This window comes from Candidatus Limnocylindria bacterium (assembly GCA_036523395.1).
Classification (GTDB): Bacteria; Chloroflexota; Limnocylindria; order P2-11E; family P2-11E; genus CF-39.
On record DATDEH010000060.1, the window covers coordinates 14785 to 32084 of the forward strand.

Here is a 17300-nt window from a genome sequence, read left to right on the forward strand (position 1 = left end):
TGCGTCTAATGCCTCAGCAGCAGCTGAAGGTGACTCCGAAACAGATCGCCGCGAATGCGATCCTGCAGCTGTCTTCACTCGAGCTCCAGGACGCGATCAATCAGGAGCTGGCGGAGAATCCCGCGCTCGATCTCGAGGAGCAACAGGTGTGCCCGCTCTGCGGGCAGCCGCTGCCAGGACGCGTTTGCCTGAACTGCTTTGGTCTCGCGAAGGCGCCACGGCAGAATGATCCTGAGACGGAGCCGCTCGAGGGCTCGAGTCTCATGCAGCGCGACGACGACGGCGACGAGTTCGATCCGGTCGTCCGCGCCGAATCAGAGCAGACGCTCGCCGAATGGCTGTCGTGGAACGTGCGCGTGCTCCTCCCAGCGCGCCTGCTCCCGATCGCCGAGTACCTCATCGGCAACATCACCGAGAACGGCTACCTTGACCCGGGCGTGACGATCGAGCAGGCGGCGGAGACGATGAAGGTCTCGGTCGCCGACGCGATGCGCGCGCTGCGCGCGATCCAGTCCGTCGAGCCGTGGGGCATCGGCGCACGCGACGTGCGCGAATGCATGCTCATTCAGATGGAGCACCTCGAGGAGGTCGGCGAGGAGGTACCACGGCACGCGCGAGAGATCATCACCGACCACTTCCGCGAGCTGGGCGAGCACAAGTTCGGCGACGTCGCACAGGCGCTTCACATCACTCGCGAAGAGGTCCAGGCCGCGTGGGACTACATAAAGGACAACCTCAACCCGCACCCGGCGCAGGGCTTCGCCGCCGGGCCGGACGGCACGAGCATCGGCGGGCGCGAGGTCGGGCTGCGTCCCGACGTGATCATCACGAAGGCGGAGAGCGGCCAGTACGAGGTCGAGGTGATCGAGTCGCGGCGCTTCCTGTTGCGCGTGAACCCCGTTTACCGCCAGCTCATCCTTCAGCTGCAGGCCGCGCGCAAGGAAGGCGCCGCGACGGTGCCGATGAACGATGACGACCGCCAGCACATCCGCGAGTACGTCACGCGGGCCAAGTTCTTCATCGACAACATCAACCAGCGCCGGCAGACGATCCTGCGGATCACCGAGGTCATCGTCGAGTGCCAGCTCGAATTCCTCGAGCACGGGATCCAATCACTGCGGCCGCTGACGCGTGCCGAAGTGGGGGAACGCATCGGGATGCACGAGTCGACGGTCAGTCGCGCCACCGCCGGCAAGTTCGTGCTCCTTCCCAGCGGTCAGGTCGTCCCGTTCGCGATGTTCTTCACCGCGTCGCTCGGGACCAAGGACGTGATCAAGGAGATCATCGACGCCGAGGACCGCGGGCGGCCGTTCTCCGATCAGGAGATCGTCGAGAAGCTCGCCGACAAGCACGGGATCAAGCTGGCGCGGCGGACGGTGGCGAAGTACCGCGAGGAGCTGCAGATCCTGCCGGCGCGGCTACGGAAGCACGTCTAGGCGGCGGCGACCTACTTGGCGGCAATCTTGAGCGAGCTGTTCCCCTTCGCCGGCGCTTCCCCGAGGGCCTTCTTGATCTCATCCACCGCCGACGCCTCGACGTGGTAGCCGAACGAGGTGCGGCGAACGCCCGGCAGCTCCTTGCCCCGCAGCGCGTCGCGCAGCGCGTGCTCGCGCCAGCCGATCCGCTGGGCGAGCTCGTTCGTGGTCAGCCAGTCGCGGTCCTTGCTCTTCTGCTTCTCGGACGCGTCGGCCTTGGGTGCGCTCTTCGAGGCCTTCTGTGGTGGCATGTCTCGAACGATACCCGGTTTGCGCGCCCCCGCCGTCCCGCCCTAAACTGCCGCCGAAGCGCTGCGGCCCCCTCCGTCGGGGCGGGCGCTTGCTTCTTGTAAATTCACTTTTCGGCGCAGCGGGAGGGCTCTTTGGACGCGCAACCCCTGCTTTGGATCGTTCCCATCTCCGGACTGGTCGCCGTGCTCGTGGCCGGTTACTTCGCGTACGACGTCCTTCGCTCGCCGATCGGGACGCCGGAGATGCAGAAGGTCGCCGGCGCGATCTATGTCGCGGCCGTCGCGTTCATCCAGCGGCAGTACCGCACGATCTTCCTGCTCGCGATCGGCGGGATGGTGCTGATCGGCATCGTCATTTACCGCTTCGAGTCGGCCCCTGAGACTGACCCGCTGGAGCTTGCCATCCGCACCTCGATCGCGTTCTTCGTTGGTGCGGTCTGCTCGATGGCCTCCGGCATCGTCGGCATGTTCGTCGCGGTGAAGTCGAACCTGCGGACCGCAGCGGCCGCGCAGCACAGCATCGGTGACGCATTGCGGATCGCGCTCCGCGGCGGCGCGGTGTCCGGGATACTCGTGGTCGGCCTCTCGCTCATCGGCGTGTTCGTCATGTTCATCGCCTACGGCGGATTCCAACGTCCGGACCTGGCCCCGTTCACGATCGTCGGCTTCGGCTTCGGCGCGTCGTTCGTCGCCCTCTTTGCGCAGCTTGGTGGCGGCATCTACACCAAGGCCGCCGACCTCGGTGCCGACCTCGTCGGCAAGGTCGAGGCCGGCATCCCTGAGGACGACCCGCGCAACGCCGCGGTGATCGCGGACCTGGTCGGCGACAACGTCGGCGACTGTGCGGGTCGTGGCGCGGACCTCTTCGAGTCGACCGCCGCGGAGAACATCGGCGCGATGATCCTGGGCGTCGCGATCTACGCAGTGACGCACAACGTCGCGTGGATCGTTTTCCCGCTGGTCGTCCGTGGCTTCGGCCTGATCGCCAGCGTCATCGGGATCTTCCTGGTCCGCGGGAACGAGAAACGTGATCCGATGGGCTCGCTGAACTCCGGCTACTACATCACCATCGCGCTCTCGATCGCCGGCATGTTCTTCGTCACGAACCAGATGCTCAACGAGAAGGGCGGGGCGCTGTACTTCTTCGGAGCGGGCGTCGTCGGCATCCTCACGAGCCTGGCCTTCGTCTACATCACGCAGTACTACACGTCGGGCAACTGGCGGCCGGTCAAGGAGATCGCCGAGGCGGCGAAGACCGGCCCAGCGACCACGATCATCTCGGGCGTCGCCGTCGGCTTCGAGACCACGGCATCATCGACGATCACGATCGCGATCGCGCTGTTCATCTCGCACTGGCTCGGCGATCAGTGGGGCCAGGTGACCGGCCTGCCACACGGTGGCATCTACGGGACGGCCGTCGCGACGATGGGAATGCTCATGAGCGCGGCGTTCATCCTCGCCATGGACACGTTCGGTCCGATCACGGACAACGCCGGCGGCGTCGCGTCGATGTCGCGCGCATCCGAGGAGACGCGCGAGCGCACCGACCGCCTGGACGCGGCGGGCAACACGACCAAGGCGCTGACGAAGGGTTACGCCGTCGCCTCCGCCGCCCTCGCCGCGTTCCTGCTGTTCTCCGCCTACCTCGACAAGGTGGCGCAGCTGACGGGCAAGCCCTTCAATTCCGTCGACCTCGCGAAGGTCGATGTGTTCCTCGGGGGCTTCCTCGGCGCGATGCTCGTGTACCTCTTCTCGTCCCTCGCGATCCGAGCGGTCGGCCGCGCCGGCGCCGCGATCATCGAAGAGGTGCGCACGCAGTTCCGTGAGCATCCGGGGATCATGGCCGGCACCGAGGAGCCGAACTACGCGCGCGTCGTGGACATCACCACCGCGTCGGCGCTGCGCAACATGATCGCGCCCGGTCTCCTCGCGGTCGGCGCTCCGATCGTCGTCGGCATCCTGCTCAAGGCGGAGGCCGAGGCCGCCCTGTTGATGGTCGGCACGATGGCCGGCGTCATCCTCGCCACCGTCCTGAACAACGGCGGTGGCGCATGGGACAACGCCAAGAAGTACATCGAGTCGGGGATGTTGAAGGACGACAAGGGCAAGGTGCTGGGCAAGGGAACGCCGGCGCACGCGGCGGCCGTCGTCGGCGACACCGTCGGCGATCCGTTCAAGGACACCGCGGGTCCGAGCCTCCACGTCCTCATCAAGCTGCTCGCGACGATCACCCTCGTCCTGGCGCCGCTCTTCATTCCGTAAGGTCGGATCGCCGCCGTTAGGCTCTGGAAGCGGTGGGCGCATTGCCTTCCCTTCCACGTGCGTGGTGGTCGACCGATCTTCCGGGCTACCGGGAGCATCCGACACCCTTTGCCACGTATTCGGCGTTTTCGTACGCGGAGCTGCCCACGATCGAACGGCCACTCGATGCGGGACTCAAGTGGCTGCTCGCTCAGCCGCAGGTCGAGGGCAACCTGGGCCTCGACCGGGGTGACCCCGTGCCCGAGCGGGCAGCGAATCGAGCGCAGCTCGCCGCGCTCATGAGCGGCACGACGATCGAGCTACCGCCCGCGTTCAAGACCTTCATCTCGGAGCCCGAACCGCGCCTCCGCGTGCGCTCCGCGACGCTCTGCTATCTCGACCTGGCGGAGTTCCCGGTCGAGGTCGCCGGCGGGGGATGGTTGACCCATTTCCTCTCGGACCAGCAGTGGGTCCTTCACTGGCTCATCTACGTCGGGGCAGACGGGTCCGAGGCAGTACTCGTCACGGAGACCCCGCTGGGATTCGAGGCCGACGAGCAGCGCTTCGCTCGTTTCGATCCGGCGAGGGATGACGCGTCAGTCTGCGCGGAGTCGTTCTCCGAGTTCCTCTATCGCTTCTGGATCGAGAACGAGATCTGGTTCAGCGCGCTGCGGAAAGGGCCCGAGCGATCCCCGCTCACGGATGAGCAGCGCCGGTACGCGGAGCACTACCACTAACGCGTCGCGACGAGCTGCCCTCGAATGACCCCGCCGCCGTGGGCTGCGGTGTGGACGTTCACGTAGTAGCTGCCGGGGTTCGTGACGAGGGCCTGCGCGATGAGCGGGTCGACGGTGACGTTGGCTTTCTGGATCCGCGCGCCGGTCCCGAACGCGATCGGAGCGGTCGCCACCAGACCCGTATCGATCTTGATCGGTCCGTTCACCGTCGCAGCGCCCTCGTGGATGTGCGCGAGGATGATCGAGGTGGACGCTGGGCAGCCGGTGATCGTGATGTCGAAGGTGCCCTTCGCGCGCACGATGTTGTAGTAGTAGGAGTCGGTGGTCGCCTCCAACTTGAAGGTAGCCGTGCCGGCGCATGTCGCCTCGGCGTCGGCTATCGCGGGAACCTCGTTGGACGACTTGAGCTCCGCAGAGTATGCGTAGAGGTCGGGGCCAGGCGTCACGACGGGCTGCGGCGACGCGGTGGGCGCGGGCGCGGTGCTCGCCGGCGCTGCGCTCGCTGCGACGGTCGGACTCGGAGCCGTGGCGGCGCCGCCGCAGGCTGATGCGACGAGCAGGGCGGCGAAGACGAATCGCGCGCGCGATCCGGTCATCACAAGGAGCATACGAGCCAGCGCCGGCTGCGGACCAACGCTCTGTCGCTGCATCCTCATCCGCCGCGCTAACCTCCCTGAGTGCTCCCATCGATCGATCTCAACAGCGACCTGGGCGAGGGCGCGGGGGCCGACGCCCAGCTCATGCCGCTCATAACCTCGGCGAACATCGCCTGCGGCGGGCACGCGGGCGACGAGTCGACGATGAGCGCGACCGTCGCGCTCGCGCGCCGCTACAGCGTCGCCGTGGGAGCGCATCCGGGGTATCCCGACCGCGAGAACTTCGGGCGTGTCCCGGTCGCGATGACGCAAGACGAGCTCAGCGAGGAGATCGCGCGTCAGCTCCGTGCGCTGCGACACGTCGATCCGGACCTGAGGATCTCTCACGTCAAAGCGCACGGCGCGCTGTACAACGAGGCCTGGCGTGACCAGGCGATCGCAAAGGCGATCATCGCAGGGGTGAAGAAGGTCTTCACGGCGCACACCGACGTCGCGCTGTTCGCCGCTCCGAAGTCGGCGCTGGCCGAGGCCGCCCGAGGCGCGGGTCTGCGCGTCGTGCGCGAGGGCTTCGCCGATCGCGCATATGAAAAGGACGGAACGCTGCGTTCGCGCATGCTCGCGGGCGCGCTGCACACCGATCCGAAGGTCGCGGCGAAGCAGGCGCTGTCCTTCGTGCGCGACGGCGGCGTTCAGGCGCACGACGGTTCGTTCATCAAGATGACCGTCGACACGCTCTGCATCCACGGCGATACGCCCGGCGCGCCCGCGATCGCGGCCGCGGTGCGCGAGGCGCTGGCCGGCGCGGGCGTGAAGGTGCGGGCGGCGATCATCTGGCAGTGAAGGCGCGCGTCGTCCCCTTCGGCGAGGGCGCGCTCCTCGTCGAGCTCGGACGCGGATTCCAGGAGGACATCGTGGGCTGGGCGCGCGGCATCGCGGAGTACTGGGACACGACCTTTCGGTATGGCCCCGCAGTCCCGGCGTACGCCTCCGTCGTGCTTCGCTTCGACCCGCTGCGCATCGCACCCACGCAAGCCGAAAAGTTCGCGGCAGAGCTCCTCGAGCGTCGCGAGTCCATGCTCGTCGCAGGCGACAAGCCGCGCCGCCTGATCGAGATCCCCACCACGTACGATGGCCCCGACCTCGCGGAGACGGCCGAACGCTCGCACCTCAGCGTCGAGGAGCTCGTCGCTCTACACGCGAAACGCGACTACACCGCGTATTTCCTCGGGTTCATGCCCGGTTTCGCGTACTGCGGACGGCTCGATCCGAAGATCGTCTCTTCGCGCCTCGAGCGTCCGCGGGAGCGCGTGCCCGCGGGCTCCGTCGCGATCGCTGACGGGCAGACCGGCGTGTACCCCTTCGCGTCGCCGGGCGGATGGCGTCTCATCGGGCGCACCGCGCGCGCGATGTTCGATCCGAGCGCCGCCGATCCGGTGCTCATCCGCGCGGGCGACGGCGTGCGCTTCGTCCCGCAGTGATCCGGATCACTGACGCGGGCCTGCGATCGACCGTGCAGGACCGCGGGCGCTTCGGCCACCTGCGCTCGGGCGTCCCGCCGGCCGGCGCGGCGGATCCATTCGCGCTCGCCGCCGCGAACGCACTCGCCGGCAACGCCGCGGACGCAGCGGGCATTGAGATCGTCGGCACCCTCTTCCGATTCACCTGCGACGATTCACGAGTCGTCGCGGTCGCCGGACGCGACGTCTCCTTGTCAACGCGATCGCGGCTTCCGGGTTGGAGCTCGGTCTTTGTCAGAGCTGGGCAGACGGTGACCGTGCACTCGGGAGAGCGCACGCGCTTCGCATACCTCGCGGTGAGCGGTGGCATCGCGACCGAACCGGTCCTGGGCTCGCGTTCGTCGTACCTGCCCGCGGGGATCGGCGCTGCCCTGCGCGCGGGTGACGCGCTACCGCTCGGCGATCCGGACGCGGCGGCCGAGGACGCCGCCCGCCGCATCGACCCTCCGGCGTATGACGAGCGGGTCCGCGCGATGGCCGGACCGCATGACGATCGCTTCGAGGAGGACGTGACCGCGCGGTTCTTCGGCGAGGCGTTCGTCGTCCAGCCCGCGAGCGACCGGCAGGGCGTGCGTCTTGGCGGCGTGCCGATCGCGCCGCGCGCCGGCGAGCTTTTGAGCTGCGGTGTCCTCGCTGGAGCGGTGCAGGTGCCGCGCGGTGGCGCGCCGATCGTGTTGCTGGCCGATCACGGAACGACTGGTGGTTACCCCGTGATCGCGACGGTCATCGCGGCCGACATCGGAAGGGTCGCGCAGCGGATGCCCGGCGAATCGCTCCGCTTCTATCGCGTCGAACGCGACGAGGCGCTCGACGCCTTGCGCGCCGAACGTCGCGCGCTCGATGGCGCGCGGGTGAGCGCCTGACGCAGCGCGACCATCTCGAGCGCGGCGTCCATCGACTCAACGCCCTTGTTCCCCTCGGCTCCGCCGGCGCGCTCGCGCGCCTGTTCGATCGAGTCGCAGGTCAGCACGCCGAATGGGATCGCGATCGGATAGGTGAGCGTGAGATCCATGAGACCTCTTGACACCGACTGCGCGATGTACTCGAAATGCGGCGTCTCACCCCGGATCAGGCAACCGATCGGGACGACGGCGTCGTAACGACCCGTGTCGGCGAGCAACGCGACCGCGGCGGGCAGCTCGAACGAACCCGCGACCTCGAAGAGATCGACCTTCGCGCCGGCATCGGCCGCGCGCTCGATCGCGCCGCGCTCCAAGGCGAGCGTGACCTCTTCATTCCAGCGTGCGCGAACGATCGCGACCCGCGCGCCGCGACTGGTGCCCGCGCCCTTACCGGCACGTGTCTTTCCGGTGGCCATCGGTCGCACTCTAATTGGGGGTCGCCGTCGCATCCCGCCTGCCTTACCGTTCAACTAGGAATGGACGACCCCCGGCTCGTTGCGCTCGGCCTTGTGCCGCCCCCGCCTGGACAGGAGGCCACGGAGGAGACTCCGGCCGCCCCCGCCACGCCACCGACCACTCCCGACTGGGCGCCCGCTGAGCAGTCGCAGTACATGCCTCAGCCGGACCAGTACATACCTAAGGCGGACCAGTACGTGCCGCAACCGGACCCGCAATCGAACCCGTTTTCGGAGGCAGCGAACACCATTCCGCAGTACCCGGATCCCTTCACGACCCCGCTGCCCCCGGCGCAGGCGCGACAGGCCCCGGCACCGCCGCCGCAGCCCGTCGTGCCGTCGATCTTCAACTCGCCGAACTCGCCGTTCTCGTTCGCGCCGCAGGCGCCCGCGCCCGAGGCCCCGACGACACCTGCGCCATCAGCGTGGACACCGAGTCAGTTCAACGCGGCGCCCAGCGCGTTCAATTCGCCGAACAGCCCTTTCAGCGTCGGCGCGGCCTCCACCTCGTCTACCGCTCCGTCGCCGGTTGCCATGCCCACGACCAAGGTCGACAAGAAGGCGATCAAGCGCGCCGAAGAAGAAGCGAAGAAGAACGCGAAGCTCGCTGAGGAGAACGCGGTCAAGGCGGCCAAGCTCGCCGAGATCGAAGCCAAGAAGAACGCGAAGCTCGCGGCGGCGCAGGCGATCGTCGACGAACGCGAAGCGAAGAAGGCCGCCAAGCTCGCGGCCGAACAGGCGAAGATCGAGGAACGAGAGGCGAAGAAGGCCGCGAAGCGCGACAAGCGCGGAGAGCAGGTCGCGGCTTCGACGGCGGTCTTCGCACCGCCTCCGGTCTTCACACCGCCGACGGTCTCAGCTCCGCCGCCCGCTCCCAAGCCGTTCGTCGCGCCGGCGCCGTTCACTCCGACCGTCATCGCTGCCCCGATCGTGCCGCTCAAGCCGCCGGCATATCTAGATCTCATGGCAGCGATCGGGAAGCACCCCAACGTCATCCGCAAGGACGTCCGCTTCGGCATGTTCGGTCGGGCGCGTCTCGAGCTCGCGCCGATCGGCGTCGCGCTCGTCGGGCTGCGCACCGGGACCGCCTACACCTGGAACGAGGTCAAGGACATACAGGGCAACCGCGGGCGCCTCCTGCTCAAGACAGAGGCCGACCGCGAGAAGGTCGTCAAGACGAAGGAAAGTACGACGACGCAGCCGTATGTCGAGAAGCTCACGCGTGCGCTGGTCATCTCGATCGACGGCGCGACGGAGCCCGGCCTAGCGCCTTACGTCGCGAAGGTGATGCAGGACATGAAGGCGCAGACCTTCAACTACCACGCGACGTCGTGGCTCGAGTACGAGAACGCGCTCGAGCGTGTGCGCGGTGAGTTCGCCGAGCACGATGACCCGTTCGTGCCCGCCGTCGCCGGCGCTTTGTTCGCGTTCATCTTCTTCGCCGGCCTGTTCATGCTCCCGGAGATCGTGAACCTCGCGTCGGACATCCGGCCACCAGCTGGATCCGGTGCGTTCGTCGTGCAGCCGCGCTACAGCTGGCTCGACCTCCGGAGCTTCGTGATGGCGGTCGGGCTGTCCGCACTGCTCACTCGCCTGGTCCTGAGGCTCGGGCTCGGATCGTCGGCGCTCGCGTGGGCGCGCGGCACCGTGCGGGGCTGGCACACGAGTGGTCCCCAGGTGCTGCGCATCGTGACGCGCGAGCTCGCTCGGATCCTGCTCAGTACATCCGTCGCGTTCGCCGCCCTCTTCCTGGGCTTCGCCGCATTCGCGCCAACTGTTGCGTCGACCCTCGTCATCGACAATGTCGGCCTCCACGAGGTCGTCCCGCTGCCGATCGTCGGGATCGACAAGAAGTGGTCCGAGGTCACCGACGTGCAGCGGAGCGAGGGCCCGGGCCGTCTCGAAGGCATCGGGGTCACGATCTTCTTCAGTGGTGGTCGCTGGATCACGACCGTCGACCATGACCTCTCGGGCGGCACAGACAATCAGCTCCTCAAGACCGCGACCAGCCTGTGGCAGAACGCGACGCGCTAGCCAGGCACACTCTCAGCACTCGAACACCGACCAGCAGATGTCGTTGCGTAACCGCTGGTCGTCGAGTACGAGCTGGCGAATAGGCTCCGGCAGCTGGGCGCGCTGCCACCGGCACTCAAGTCGCCCTGCGCTTTCGCTCGCTCCTCCCCCCGCGCCAACACGGGCGGCCTTGATCGCATAGGCGGCCGCACCGAGCTCGTGCGCGGCGACGTGTGCGACAGCGGCGGCCTGGCCAGCAGCGTACGCGGCATGCCGTGCTGCCCCACGCAGGTCTCTGGCAGCGGCGTTTGCATGGCCGGCCGCATCTCGAGCCTGGGTCATCGTGACCTCGCCGCGCACCCATGCGCGGACCTGCTCGATCGCCTGACGCGGTCGCGGGTCCTTAGGCTGACCCGACTCGAAGAGGGCAAGGACGTGCTCCGCGCACGATGCCGCCCACAGGGCGAGGAGTTGGTGATCCGCATCGGTGAGCGTCCCACCGCGGCGGATCGTTATGAAACGACGGTCGCGGTCCTTCGGGAGGATCACATCCAGCACTCCTTCCGCTCGCATCAGCCCACGTTCATCACGATGCCCGCGCGAGAGGGGCCTGGTTAGCTCGACTCGTCCGCGACCGCGCTCAACAGATGGCCCATCTTGTCGCGCTTGGTGTTGAGGTATGCGCGGTTCGTCGCGTTGGCCTTGATCTCGATCGGGATGCGCTCGACGATCTCGAAGCCGTAGAGGGACACGCCGGCCTTCTGCGGATTGTTCGTGAGGATGCGCGCGCGGCGCACGCCGAGGTCCATCAGGATCTGCACGCCGATCCCGTACTCGCGGTTGTCGGCCTTGAACCCGAGACGCTCGTTCGCCTCGACCGTGTCCAGACCCTGATCCTGTAGCGCGTAGGCGCGCAGCTTGTTCATGAGGCCGATGCCGCGTCCCTCCTGTCGCAGGTAGAGGAACACGCCGCGCCCCTCCTCCGCGATGCGCGCCAGCGCGGCGTCCATCTGCGCGCCGCAGTCGCAGCGCTGCGAACCGAGGAGATCGCCGGTGAGGCATTCGGAGTGCACGCGTACGAGCACCGGCATGCCATCGGCGACGTCACCCATCGTCAGCGCGACGTGCTCGGCTTCGGTGTTGCCGAAGCGCGCCTTAAAGCCGTGGACGGTGAACTCGCCGTACTTCGTCGGTAGCTTCGCGGAAGCGACGCGCTCGACCATCTGCTCGCGTGCCATGCGATACGCGATGAGCTCTTTGACCGTGATCATCTTCAGTCCGTGGCGCTTCGCGAACCGCTTCAGCTCCGGGAGGCGCGACATCGACCCGTCCGGGTTGGTGATCTCGCAGATCACGCCCACGGGCTGCAGCCCCGCGAGCCGGCAGAGGTCGACGGCGGCCTCCGTCTGGCCGGCACGCACGAGCACGCCGCCATCGCGCGCCCGCAAGGGGAACATGTGTCCGGGCTTCACAAGGTCCTTCGCCGTCGCGTTGGGGTCGGCGAGGACCCGGATCGTGCGGGCGCGGTCGGCCGCGCTGATGCCTGTCGTGATGCCGTCGCGTGCATCGACGGTCACGCTGAACGCGGTGCCCAGTCGGGCCTCGTTCCGCTGCACCATCTGCGGCAACTCGAGCTGCTCGAGCCGCTCGCCCGTCATCGGCACGCAGATGACGCCGCTCGCGTACTTCCGGATGAACGCGACCGCCTCGGGCGTGCACGCCTCGGCCGCCATCGTGAGGTCGCCCTCGTTCTCGCGGTCTTCGTCGTCGACGACGATGATCATCCGGCCCGCGGTGATCTCCGCGATGGCTTCGTTGACGGTGCCGAACGGCGGCTCGGGCGAGACGACGCGCGGATGGGGCGTGATCTTCTTGGAAGCGCGAGCCGTCTTCATATGACCAGTTTAGGTCACGACTTTCGGAGCAAACGCTCCACGTACTTCGCGACGATGTCGACCTCGATGTTGACGGCTTCGCCGATGCCGACGGCGCCCAGCGTCGTTCGTTCGGCGGTGTGGGGGATGAGCGCGATCTCGAAGTACGTCTTGCCGAGACCGGCGATCGTCAGGCTCACGCCGTCGATCGTGATGAAGCCCTTCATGACGATGTAGCGCGCCGTCGCCTTCGGCAGCGCGAAACGCAGCCGCGCGCCCTCGCCTTCCGAGCGTCGCGCTACGAGCTTCGTGGTCCCATCCACATGACCCTGCACGAGATGGCCGCCGAGCGCCGTCTCCGGCGTCGCGGCGCGCTCCAGGTTCACGCGGCTTCCCCGAAGCAGGCTGCCCAGAGTGGTACGCGCGAGCGTCTCGGGCACGATGTCCGACGCGAAGCCGCGGTCGTCGCGTTCGATCACCGTCAGGCACGCGCCCCCCACGTTGACGCTATCGTCGACCGACAGCCGGTCGAGCACGCGAGAGCACGCGATCTCGAGCCGCGAGCCCGACTTCGTCGGACCCACGTGGCGGACCGTGCCCATCTCTTCCACGATGCCGGTAAACACCCTAGAGATCTCCTTCGATGGCGATGTCCTCGCCGAAGCGACGCACGCGCACGTTCCTGAGCTCGGACGTGCCGGTGACGCCGGCGAACGCGGGCGGACCGTCGCCGCCCGCCAGCGGCGCCGTGATGATCATGAGGCGATCCGCGAGTCCTCCGCGCACCAACGCGCCAGCGACACGCGGGCCGGCCTCGGACAGGACGGTGTTGACTCCGTGCTCGCCCAGCCAGCGCATCGCCGCGCCGAGGTCGAGGCCGCCGTCCGAACGCGGGAGCGTCGTCAGCAGGACGCCCGCCTCGCGAAGCTTGTTCGTCCGCCGGGTGTCGGCATCGCGCGCGACGAAGAGCACGGTGTGCTGCGGGTCCTTGGCGCGCACCACCTTTGAGCTCGGGGGAGTCCGCGCCTCGGTGTCGACGATGACGCGCAGCGGGTCCCGGCCCTTGACCTCGCGCACGGTCAGCGCCGGGTCGTCGGCGAGGACCGTGCCGATGCCGACGAGCACCGCGTCGGAGCGGTCGCGTAGTCGATGCACTTCGCGCAGCGCTCGTTTTCCAACGAGGTAGCGGCGGCCGGGCGCCGTGACGCGGCCGTCGATCGTCGTCGCGAGCTTCACGAGAACGAACGGCCGTCCGCGCCGCACGCGGCTCACGAACCCCTCGTTCAGGCGCAGCGCCTCGGCTTCAAGGACGCCCTGCTCGACCTCGACGCCGGAGGCTTTGAGCTGCCGGAACCCTTTGCCGTCGGTGCGTGGGTCCACGTCGCGCATCGCAGCGACCACACGGCGCACGCCCGCCGTCACGATCGCATCGACGCACGGCGGCGTGCGTCCGTGATGCGCGCACGGCTCGAGCGTGGTGTACAGCGTCGCGCCGCGCGCCGCGTCGCCCGCTTTCGCGAGCGCGTTGACCTCGGCGTGCGGCTCGCCAGCGGCGTGGTGATAACCCTCGCCGACGATCTTGCCGCCGCGGACGACGACCGTGCCCACCATCGGGTTGGGGCTCGTGCGCCCCGCGGCGCGCGCCGCTAGACGCAGCGCACGCCGCATGTACCGGGTGTCTTCGTCGGTCATCGGTTGTAGTCTGCCCCCTCGTGGCCACCGATCTCGCTGCTGTTTCCAGGCGTCTGCCGCCGGATCTGCGCGTTCGCGTCGGCGAGGATGCCGACATCGAGCGCGTCGTGGAGTTCCAGAACCGCTGGGCGACACCGAGCAGCTGGATGTCTCCGGCGTCGGCGCGAAGGGCGCACGAGGTCAGCCCCGAGCCCGATCGCCTGACCCTGATCGTCGAAGACCGCGGCGGCGCGATCCAGGCGGTCGGGTCCACCGGCACCGGCGGCGTTTTCGCGTCGTCGGATGGCTCGTGGCGGGTCGGACTGCGCGTCGCGCCCGAGTGGCGGCGGCGCGGCGTCGCGCGATCACTGCTCGAGCAGCTCGACGACCACGCACGCACCAACACGGCCAAGCGGCTCGTCGCGGCGGTGCGTGGCGACGAGCCCGACGGCGCTCGTTTCGCCGAGGCGGTCGCCTTCCGGGCTTACCACGAGCGGATCGATGCGTACATCGACGTACCGTCGTTCGACGCCTCCGCCTTCGAAGATCCCGACGAGATCGCGCGCAGGGCAGGTCTCCGGCTGGCCTCGTATGCGGATCTGCTGAGAGAGCGCGCGGACGACATCGAAGCGTTCCAGCGCGAGCTCCTCCCGGTCATCTGGGCGATGGCGCGTGACGTCCCGGCCCCGACGCCGATGCCGGAGCAGCCGCCGCCGTTCGAGATCGCGAGGCGCATGTTCTTCGAGGGACCTGGCCAGGATCCACCGAGCACGATCTACGCGCTTCGCGACGGCCACCCGGTCGCGATGACGGCGACGGTGGTGAAGGAAAACGGCGCCGCGTACACGAATTTCACCGGCGTCGCGCGCGCCGAGCGCGGCAAAGGCATCGCGCTCGCGCTGAAGCTCCGCGCGCTGCGCGAACTCCGCGCGCGTGGCGTGAAGCTCTTCGGCACGACGAACGACGAGAAGAACGCGGCGATGCGGAGCATCAACCGCAAGCTCGGCTACAAGCCCGAGCCGCCGACCACCATGTACGAAAGGCGCTTCTCGTGACGCTGAGCACGCCAGCGCCCACCCATCCGGGTCGAGAGCTACGCGACTCGTCGCTGCGCCAGCTCGATAGCGCGGCGCGCGCGCTCAACCTCGATCCCGGCATGCACAAGTTCCTCCGCACGCCGGAACGAACGCTCATCGTGTCCGTCCCGGTGATGCTCGAGGAGGGACAGCTCGAGGTCTACACCGGCTACCGCGTCCAGCACTCGACCGGCCGCGGTCCCGGAAAGGGCGGCATCCGATTCCATCCGGGCGTCACGCTCGAAGAGGTCGAAGGCCTCGCAATGCTCATGACCTGGAAGTGCGCCGTCACGGACCTCCCGCTCGGGGGCGCGAAGGGCGGCGTCGCGGTCGATCCGCACAGGCTCACGCGCCGTCAGGTCGAGCGCCTCACGAAGCGATACACCGCCGCGATCATGCCGATCATCGGCCCGGAGCAAGACATCCCCGCGCCCGACGTGAACACCGATGAATCGACGATGGCGTGGATCGTCGACACGGTCACGATGATGACCGGCCACCATTCGCCCGAGGTCGTCACCGGCAAGCCCATCGAGCTCGGCGGATCGCGCGGGCGGACCGAGGCGACCGGACGCGGCGTCGCGTTCGTCACTCTGGAGGCCGTCAAGCGCGCCGGCCGCCGTCCCGACAACACGCGCGTCGCGGTCCAGGGCTTCGGCAATGTCGGCAGCGTCACCGCGAAGATCCTCGCCGCGGCCGGCTGCAAGATCGTCGCGGTCTCGGACGTAAGTGGTGGCTACGCGGCGCCGCAGGGGATCGACATCCCTGCGGCGATCGAGCACGTGCGTCGGCATCCGAAGCGGCTTCTCGAGGGACTCCCCGGTCTCTCCAAGATCAGCAACGCCGAGCTGCTCGCGATGGACGTCGATGTGCTCGTCCCGGCCGCGCTCGAGGGTCAGATCACGGCCGACAACGTCCACGAGGTCCGCGCGAAGATCATCGTCGAGGGCGCGAACGGGCCGACCACCGCCGACGCCGACCGCACGCTCGCGGACCGAGGCGTGACGATCATGCCCGACGTGCTCGCGAATGCAGGCGGTGTTGTCGTCTCGTACTTCGAGTGGGTGCAGAGCCGCGCGCAGTTCTACTGGGAGCTCGACGAGGTCGAGAAGCGCCTGGAGATCTACATGCGCCGTGCGAGCGATCTCGTGCTCGCGAAAGCGAAGGCATACGACTGCACGCCGCGCGAGGCCGCGTTCATCGTCGCGGTCGAACGCGTCGCGAGCGCGATCGAGAAGCGGGGGATCTTCCCCTAAGCCGTGGCCACGAAGCCGAGCGTCGACATCCCGGCGGGCCCGCCTCTCGCTGAGCTCGTGCGCGAGGACCTCGTCATCGGCACGGGTGCGGAGGCGACACGGGGCAAGACCGTCGAGGTCCATTACGTGGGCGTCGCCTGGTCGACGAAGAAGCAGTTCGATGCGTCGTGGGACCGGGGCGAGACCTTTGACTTCCCGCTCGGCGCGGGCCGTGTGATCCGCGGCTGGGATGACGGCGTCGCAGGCATGCGGGTGGGCGGACGCCGCCGTCTCACGATCCCGCCCGCGATGGGCTACGGCGCGCGCGGCGCGGGCGGCGCGATCGGCCCGAACGAGACGCTGGTGTTCATCGTCGACCTGCTCGCGGTCCGCTAGCCAGCAAGTACGAAGTCGTTCGTAGTAGTTGCGAACTCGGAATTTGACGTCGCGCCACCACGCGTAGCCCAGCCTGACGGTTGAATCCGTCAGGAGGTGGACCCGTGACAGCCCTTCGCGTCACCGCACTCATCGCTTCCATCTTGTGTCTGGCGATCCTCGTGACTCCCGCCGTGGCATCCGGTCCCGTCAATGCATCGGCAGCCGCGCCGGCCTCGGACGCTCCCACCGTTACCGCCGTGGGTATCGGCATCGCCCAGTCGCAGGCCGATCCTCTCGCGGTCGCACAGACGCTGTACGTCAACATTCAGACGACCGTGGATGGAGCGAGCGTGCAAGCCGCCGCTGACGACATGGTCGCGCGGCTCGACACGATCAAGGGTGCGCTCGTCAAGGTGGGCGTCCCGGCCGATGGCATCCGCATGGCCGGGTTCAATGTCAGCCCGATGTTCGCCGGAAAGCCCGCACCATTCCCCGCGGAGAAGAGTCCGACGCAGCCGCAGGTCAGCGCGCTCATGCTGAGCGGCAACCTCACGGCGGACGTTCCCTCGATCCGCCTGCTCGTGGCCGCGATGAACGCGGCGACGGCGAACGGCGCCACCAGCGTCAACGCCAATGGGGGCAAAGGCGGCGCTCCCTTTGGGAGCGTGCAGCCGTCAGCGGGCGAGCTCGCAAAGGCGACCGACGCGGCCGTGGCCAACGCGCGCACGAACGCTGAGGCCCTCGCTGCTGCGAGCGGCAGGCAGCTCGGCGGGATCCGTTCGGTCTCCTCGTCGCAGCTGCCGATGCTGGGGTGCTGTCCACCGAACTCCGGGTGGACCGTCCAGGTCATGGTGACCTTCGACTTCGCACCGTAGACGG

General features: G+C 68.3%; 18 protein-coding genes. 11 read left to right on the forward strand and 7 right to left on the reverse strand.

The genetic code is table 11. The annotated features are described in order from the left end of the window. Nucleotides 1-8: 8 nt before the first annotated feature. A complete protein-coding gene (gene rpoN / locus VI056_08255) occupies nucleotides 9-1436 on the forward strand; it encodes an RNA polymerase factor sigma-54 (protein HEY6203022.1) in 1428 nt (475 codons plus the stop codon). A gap of 11 nt (nucleotides 1437-1447) precedes the next feature. On the opposite strand, the gene VI056_08260 is transcribed toward rpoN, so the two are convergent. Then, nucleotides 1448-1726, reverse strand: a complete 279-nt coding sequence (locus tag VI056_08260; protein HEY6203023.1) for a hypothetical protein — start codon at nucleotides 1724-1726, stop codon at nucleotides 1448-1450. Nucleotides 1727-1858: 132 nt separating this feature from the next. On the opposite strand from VI056_08260, the gene VI056_08265 reads away from it, so the two are divergent. Together VI056_08265 and VI056_08270 are read left to right on the forward strand one after the other, a co-directional pair. Next, entirely contained in the window at nucleotides 1859-3988 is a 2130-nt protein-coding gene (locus VI056_08265; GenBank protein ID HEY6203024.1) for a sodium-translocating pyrophosphatase, read from the forward strand. A 32-nt stretch (nucleotides 3989-4020) separates the two neighbouring features. Beyond that, nucleotides 4021-4704 (forward strand): hypothetical protein, encoded by a 684-nt coding sequence (locus VI056_08270; GenBank protein ID HEY6203025.1) that lies wholly within the window; start codon nucleotides 4021-4023, stop codon nucleotides 4702-4704. On the opposite strand, the gene VI056_08275 is transcribed toward VI056_08270, so the two are convergent. Then, entirely contained in the window at nucleotides 4701-5300 is a 600-nt protein-coding gene (locus VI056_08275; GenBank protein ID HEY6203026.1) for a CHRD domain-containing protein, read from the reverse strand. The genes VI056_08270 and VI056_08275 overlap by 4 nt on opposite strands. 81 nt (nucleotides 5301-5381) lie before the next feature. Between VI056_08275 and pxpA the strand changes: the two genes are divergently transcribed. The 3 genes from pxpA to VI056_08290 are packed head-to-tail and all read left to right on the forward strand — an operon-like array spanning nucleotide 5382 to nucleotide 7680. After that, nucleotides 5382-6140: a 5-oxoprolinase subunit PxpA gene (gene pxpA / locus VI056_08280; protein ID HEY6203027.1), complete on the forward strand. Its 759-nt coding sequence runs from the start codon at nucleotides 5382-5384 to the stop codon at nucleotides 6138-6140. Beyond that, complete coding sequence (pxpB, locus tag VI056_08285) at nucleotides 6137-6778, forward strand: 5-oxoprolinase subunit PxpB (protein HEY6203028.1); 642 nt, start codon at nucleotides 6137-6139, stop codon at nucleotides 6776-6778. The genes pxpA and pxpB overlap by 4 nt, the downstream gene beginning before the upstream one ends. After that, nucleotides 6775-7680: a biotin-dependent carboxyltransferase family protein gene (locus tag VI056_08290; protein HEY6203029.1), complete on the forward strand. Its 906-nt coding sequence runs from the start codon at nucleotides 6775-6777 to the stop codon at nucleotides 7678-7680. The genes pxpB and VI056_08290 overlap by 4 nt, the downstream gene beginning before the upstream one ends. Here the strand turns inward: VI056_08290 and ribH are convergent. Then, nucleotides 7599-8135, reverse strand: a complete 537-nt coding sequence (ribH, locus tag VI056_08295; GenBank protein ID HEY6203030.1) for a 6,7-dimethyl-8-ribityllumazine synthase — start codon at nucleotides 8133-8135, stop codon at nucleotides 7599-7601. The genes VI056_08290 and ribH overlap by 82 nt on opposite strands. 60 nt (nucleotides 8136-8195) lie before the next feature. Between ribH and VI056_08300 the strand changes: the two genes are divergently transcribed. Further along, nucleotides 8196-10208: a hypothetical protein gene (locus tag VI056_08300; GenBank protein HEY6203031.1), complete on the forward strand. Its 2013-nt coding sequence runs from the start codon at nucleotides 8196-8198 to the stop codon at nucleotides 10206-10208. A gap of 12 nt (nucleotides 10209-10220) precedes the next feature. Here VI056_08300 and VI056_08305 read toward each other — a convergent pair whose 3' ends face one another. The 4 genes from VI056_08305 to ribD all read right to left on the reverse strand — a co-directional run bounded on the left by VI056_08305 (nucleotide 10221) and on the right by ribD (nucleotide 13753). Then, nucleotides 10221-10736: a hypothetical protein gene (locus VI056_08305; protein ID HEY6203032.1), complete on the reverse strand. Its 516-nt coding sequence runs from the start codon at nucleotides 10734-10736 to the stop codon at nucleotides 10221-10223. 65 nt (nucleotides 10737-10801) lie between these two features. Continuing rightward, entirely contained in the window at nucleotides 10802-12082 is a 1281-nt protein-coding gene (locus VI056_08310) for a bifunctional 3,4-dihydroxy-2-butanone-4-phosphate synthase/GTP cyclohydrolase II (GenBank protein HEY6203033.1), read from the reverse strand. 14 nt (nucleotides 12083-12096) lie between these two features. Then, nucleotides 12097-12687: a riboflavin synthase gene (locus tag VI056_08315; GenBank protein HEY6203034.1), complete on the reverse strand. Its 591-nt coding sequence runs from the start codon at nucleotides 12685-12687 to the stop codon at nucleotides 12097-12099. A 1-nt stretch (nucleotide 12688) separates the two neighbouring features. Further along, the gene (gene ribD, locus VI056_08320; GenBank protein ID HEY6203035.1) at nucleotides 12689-13753 is read right to left on the reverse strand and encodes a bifunctional diaminohydroxyphosphoribosylaminopyrimidine deaminase/5-amino-6-(5-phosphoribosylamino)uracil reductase RibD; all 1065 of its coding nucleotides are present in this window, start codon (nucleotides 13751-13753) and stop codon (nucleotides 12689-12691) included. Between the two features lie 20 nt (nucleotides 13754-13773). On the opposite strand from ribD, the gene VI056_08325 reads away from it, so the two are divergent. The 4 genes from VI056_08325 to VI056_08340 all read left to right on the forward strand — a co-directional run bounded on the left by VI056_08325 (nucleotide 13774) and on the right by VI056_08340 (nucleotide 17296). After that, complete coding sequence (locus tag VI056_08325; GenBank protein HEY6203036.1) at nucleotides 13774-14787, forward strand: GNAT family N-acetyltransferase; 1014 nt, start codon at nucleotides 13774-13776, stop codon at nucleotides 14785-14787. Continuing rightward, on the forward strand, nucleotides 14784-16064 hold the full coding sequence (locus tag VI056_08330) for a Glu/Leu/Phe/Val dehydrogenase (protein HEY6203037.1): 1281 nt from the start codon (nucleotides 14784-14786) through the stop codon (nucleotides 16062-16064). Before VI056_08325 ends, VI056_08330 begins: the two co-directional genes overlap by 4 nt. Before the next feature lie 3 nt (nucleotides 16065-16067). After that, nucleotides 16068-16439, forward strand: coding sequence for an FKBP-type peptidyl-prolyl cis-trans isomerase (locus VI056_08335; GenBank protein ID HEY6203038.1), 372 nt, complete (start codon nucleotides 16068-16070; stop codon nucleotides 16437-16439). A 104-nt stretch (nucleotides 16440-16543) separates the two neighbouring features. Beyond that, nucleotides 16544-17296, forward strand: a complete 753-nt coding sequence (locus VI056_08340; protein ID HEY6203039.1) for an SIMPL domain-containing protein — start codon at nucleotides 16544-16546, stop codon at nucleotides 17294-17296. Nucleotides 17297-17300 lie beyond the last annotated feature (4 nt).

What these genes read in the sequence shown, in the direction of transcription:
- VI056_08275 (HEY6203026.1), bottom strand. Translation starts at nt 5,300, where the DNA reads ATGACCGGATCGCGCGCGCGATTCGTCTTCGCCGCCCTGCTCGTCGCA.
- ribD (HEY6203035.1), bottom strand. Translation starts at nt 13,753, where the DNA reads ATGACCGACGAAGACACCCGGTACATGCGGCGTGCGCTGCGTCTAGCG.
- VI056_08260 (HEY6203023.1), bottom strand. Translation starts at nt 1,726, where the DNA reads ATGCCACCACAGAAGGCCTCGAAGAGCGCACCCAAGGCCGACGCGTCC.
- rpoN (HEY6203022.1), top strand. Translation starts at nt 9, where the DNA reads ATGCCTCAGCAGCAGCTGAAGGTGACTCCGAAACAGATCGCCGCGAAT.
- VI056_08310 (HEY6203033.1), bottom strand. Translation starts at nt 12,082, where the DNA reads ATGAAGACGGCTCGCGCTTCCAAGAAGATCACGCCCCATCCGCGCGTC.
- ribH (HEY6203030.1), bottom strand. Translation starts at nt 8,135, where the DNA reads ATGGCCACCGGAAAGACACGTGCCGGTAAGGGCGCGGGCACCAGTCGC.
- VI056_08300 (HEY6203031.1), top strand. Translation starts at nt 8,196, where the DNA reads ATGGACGACCCCCGGCTCGTTGCGCTCGGCCTTGTGCCGCCCCCGCCT.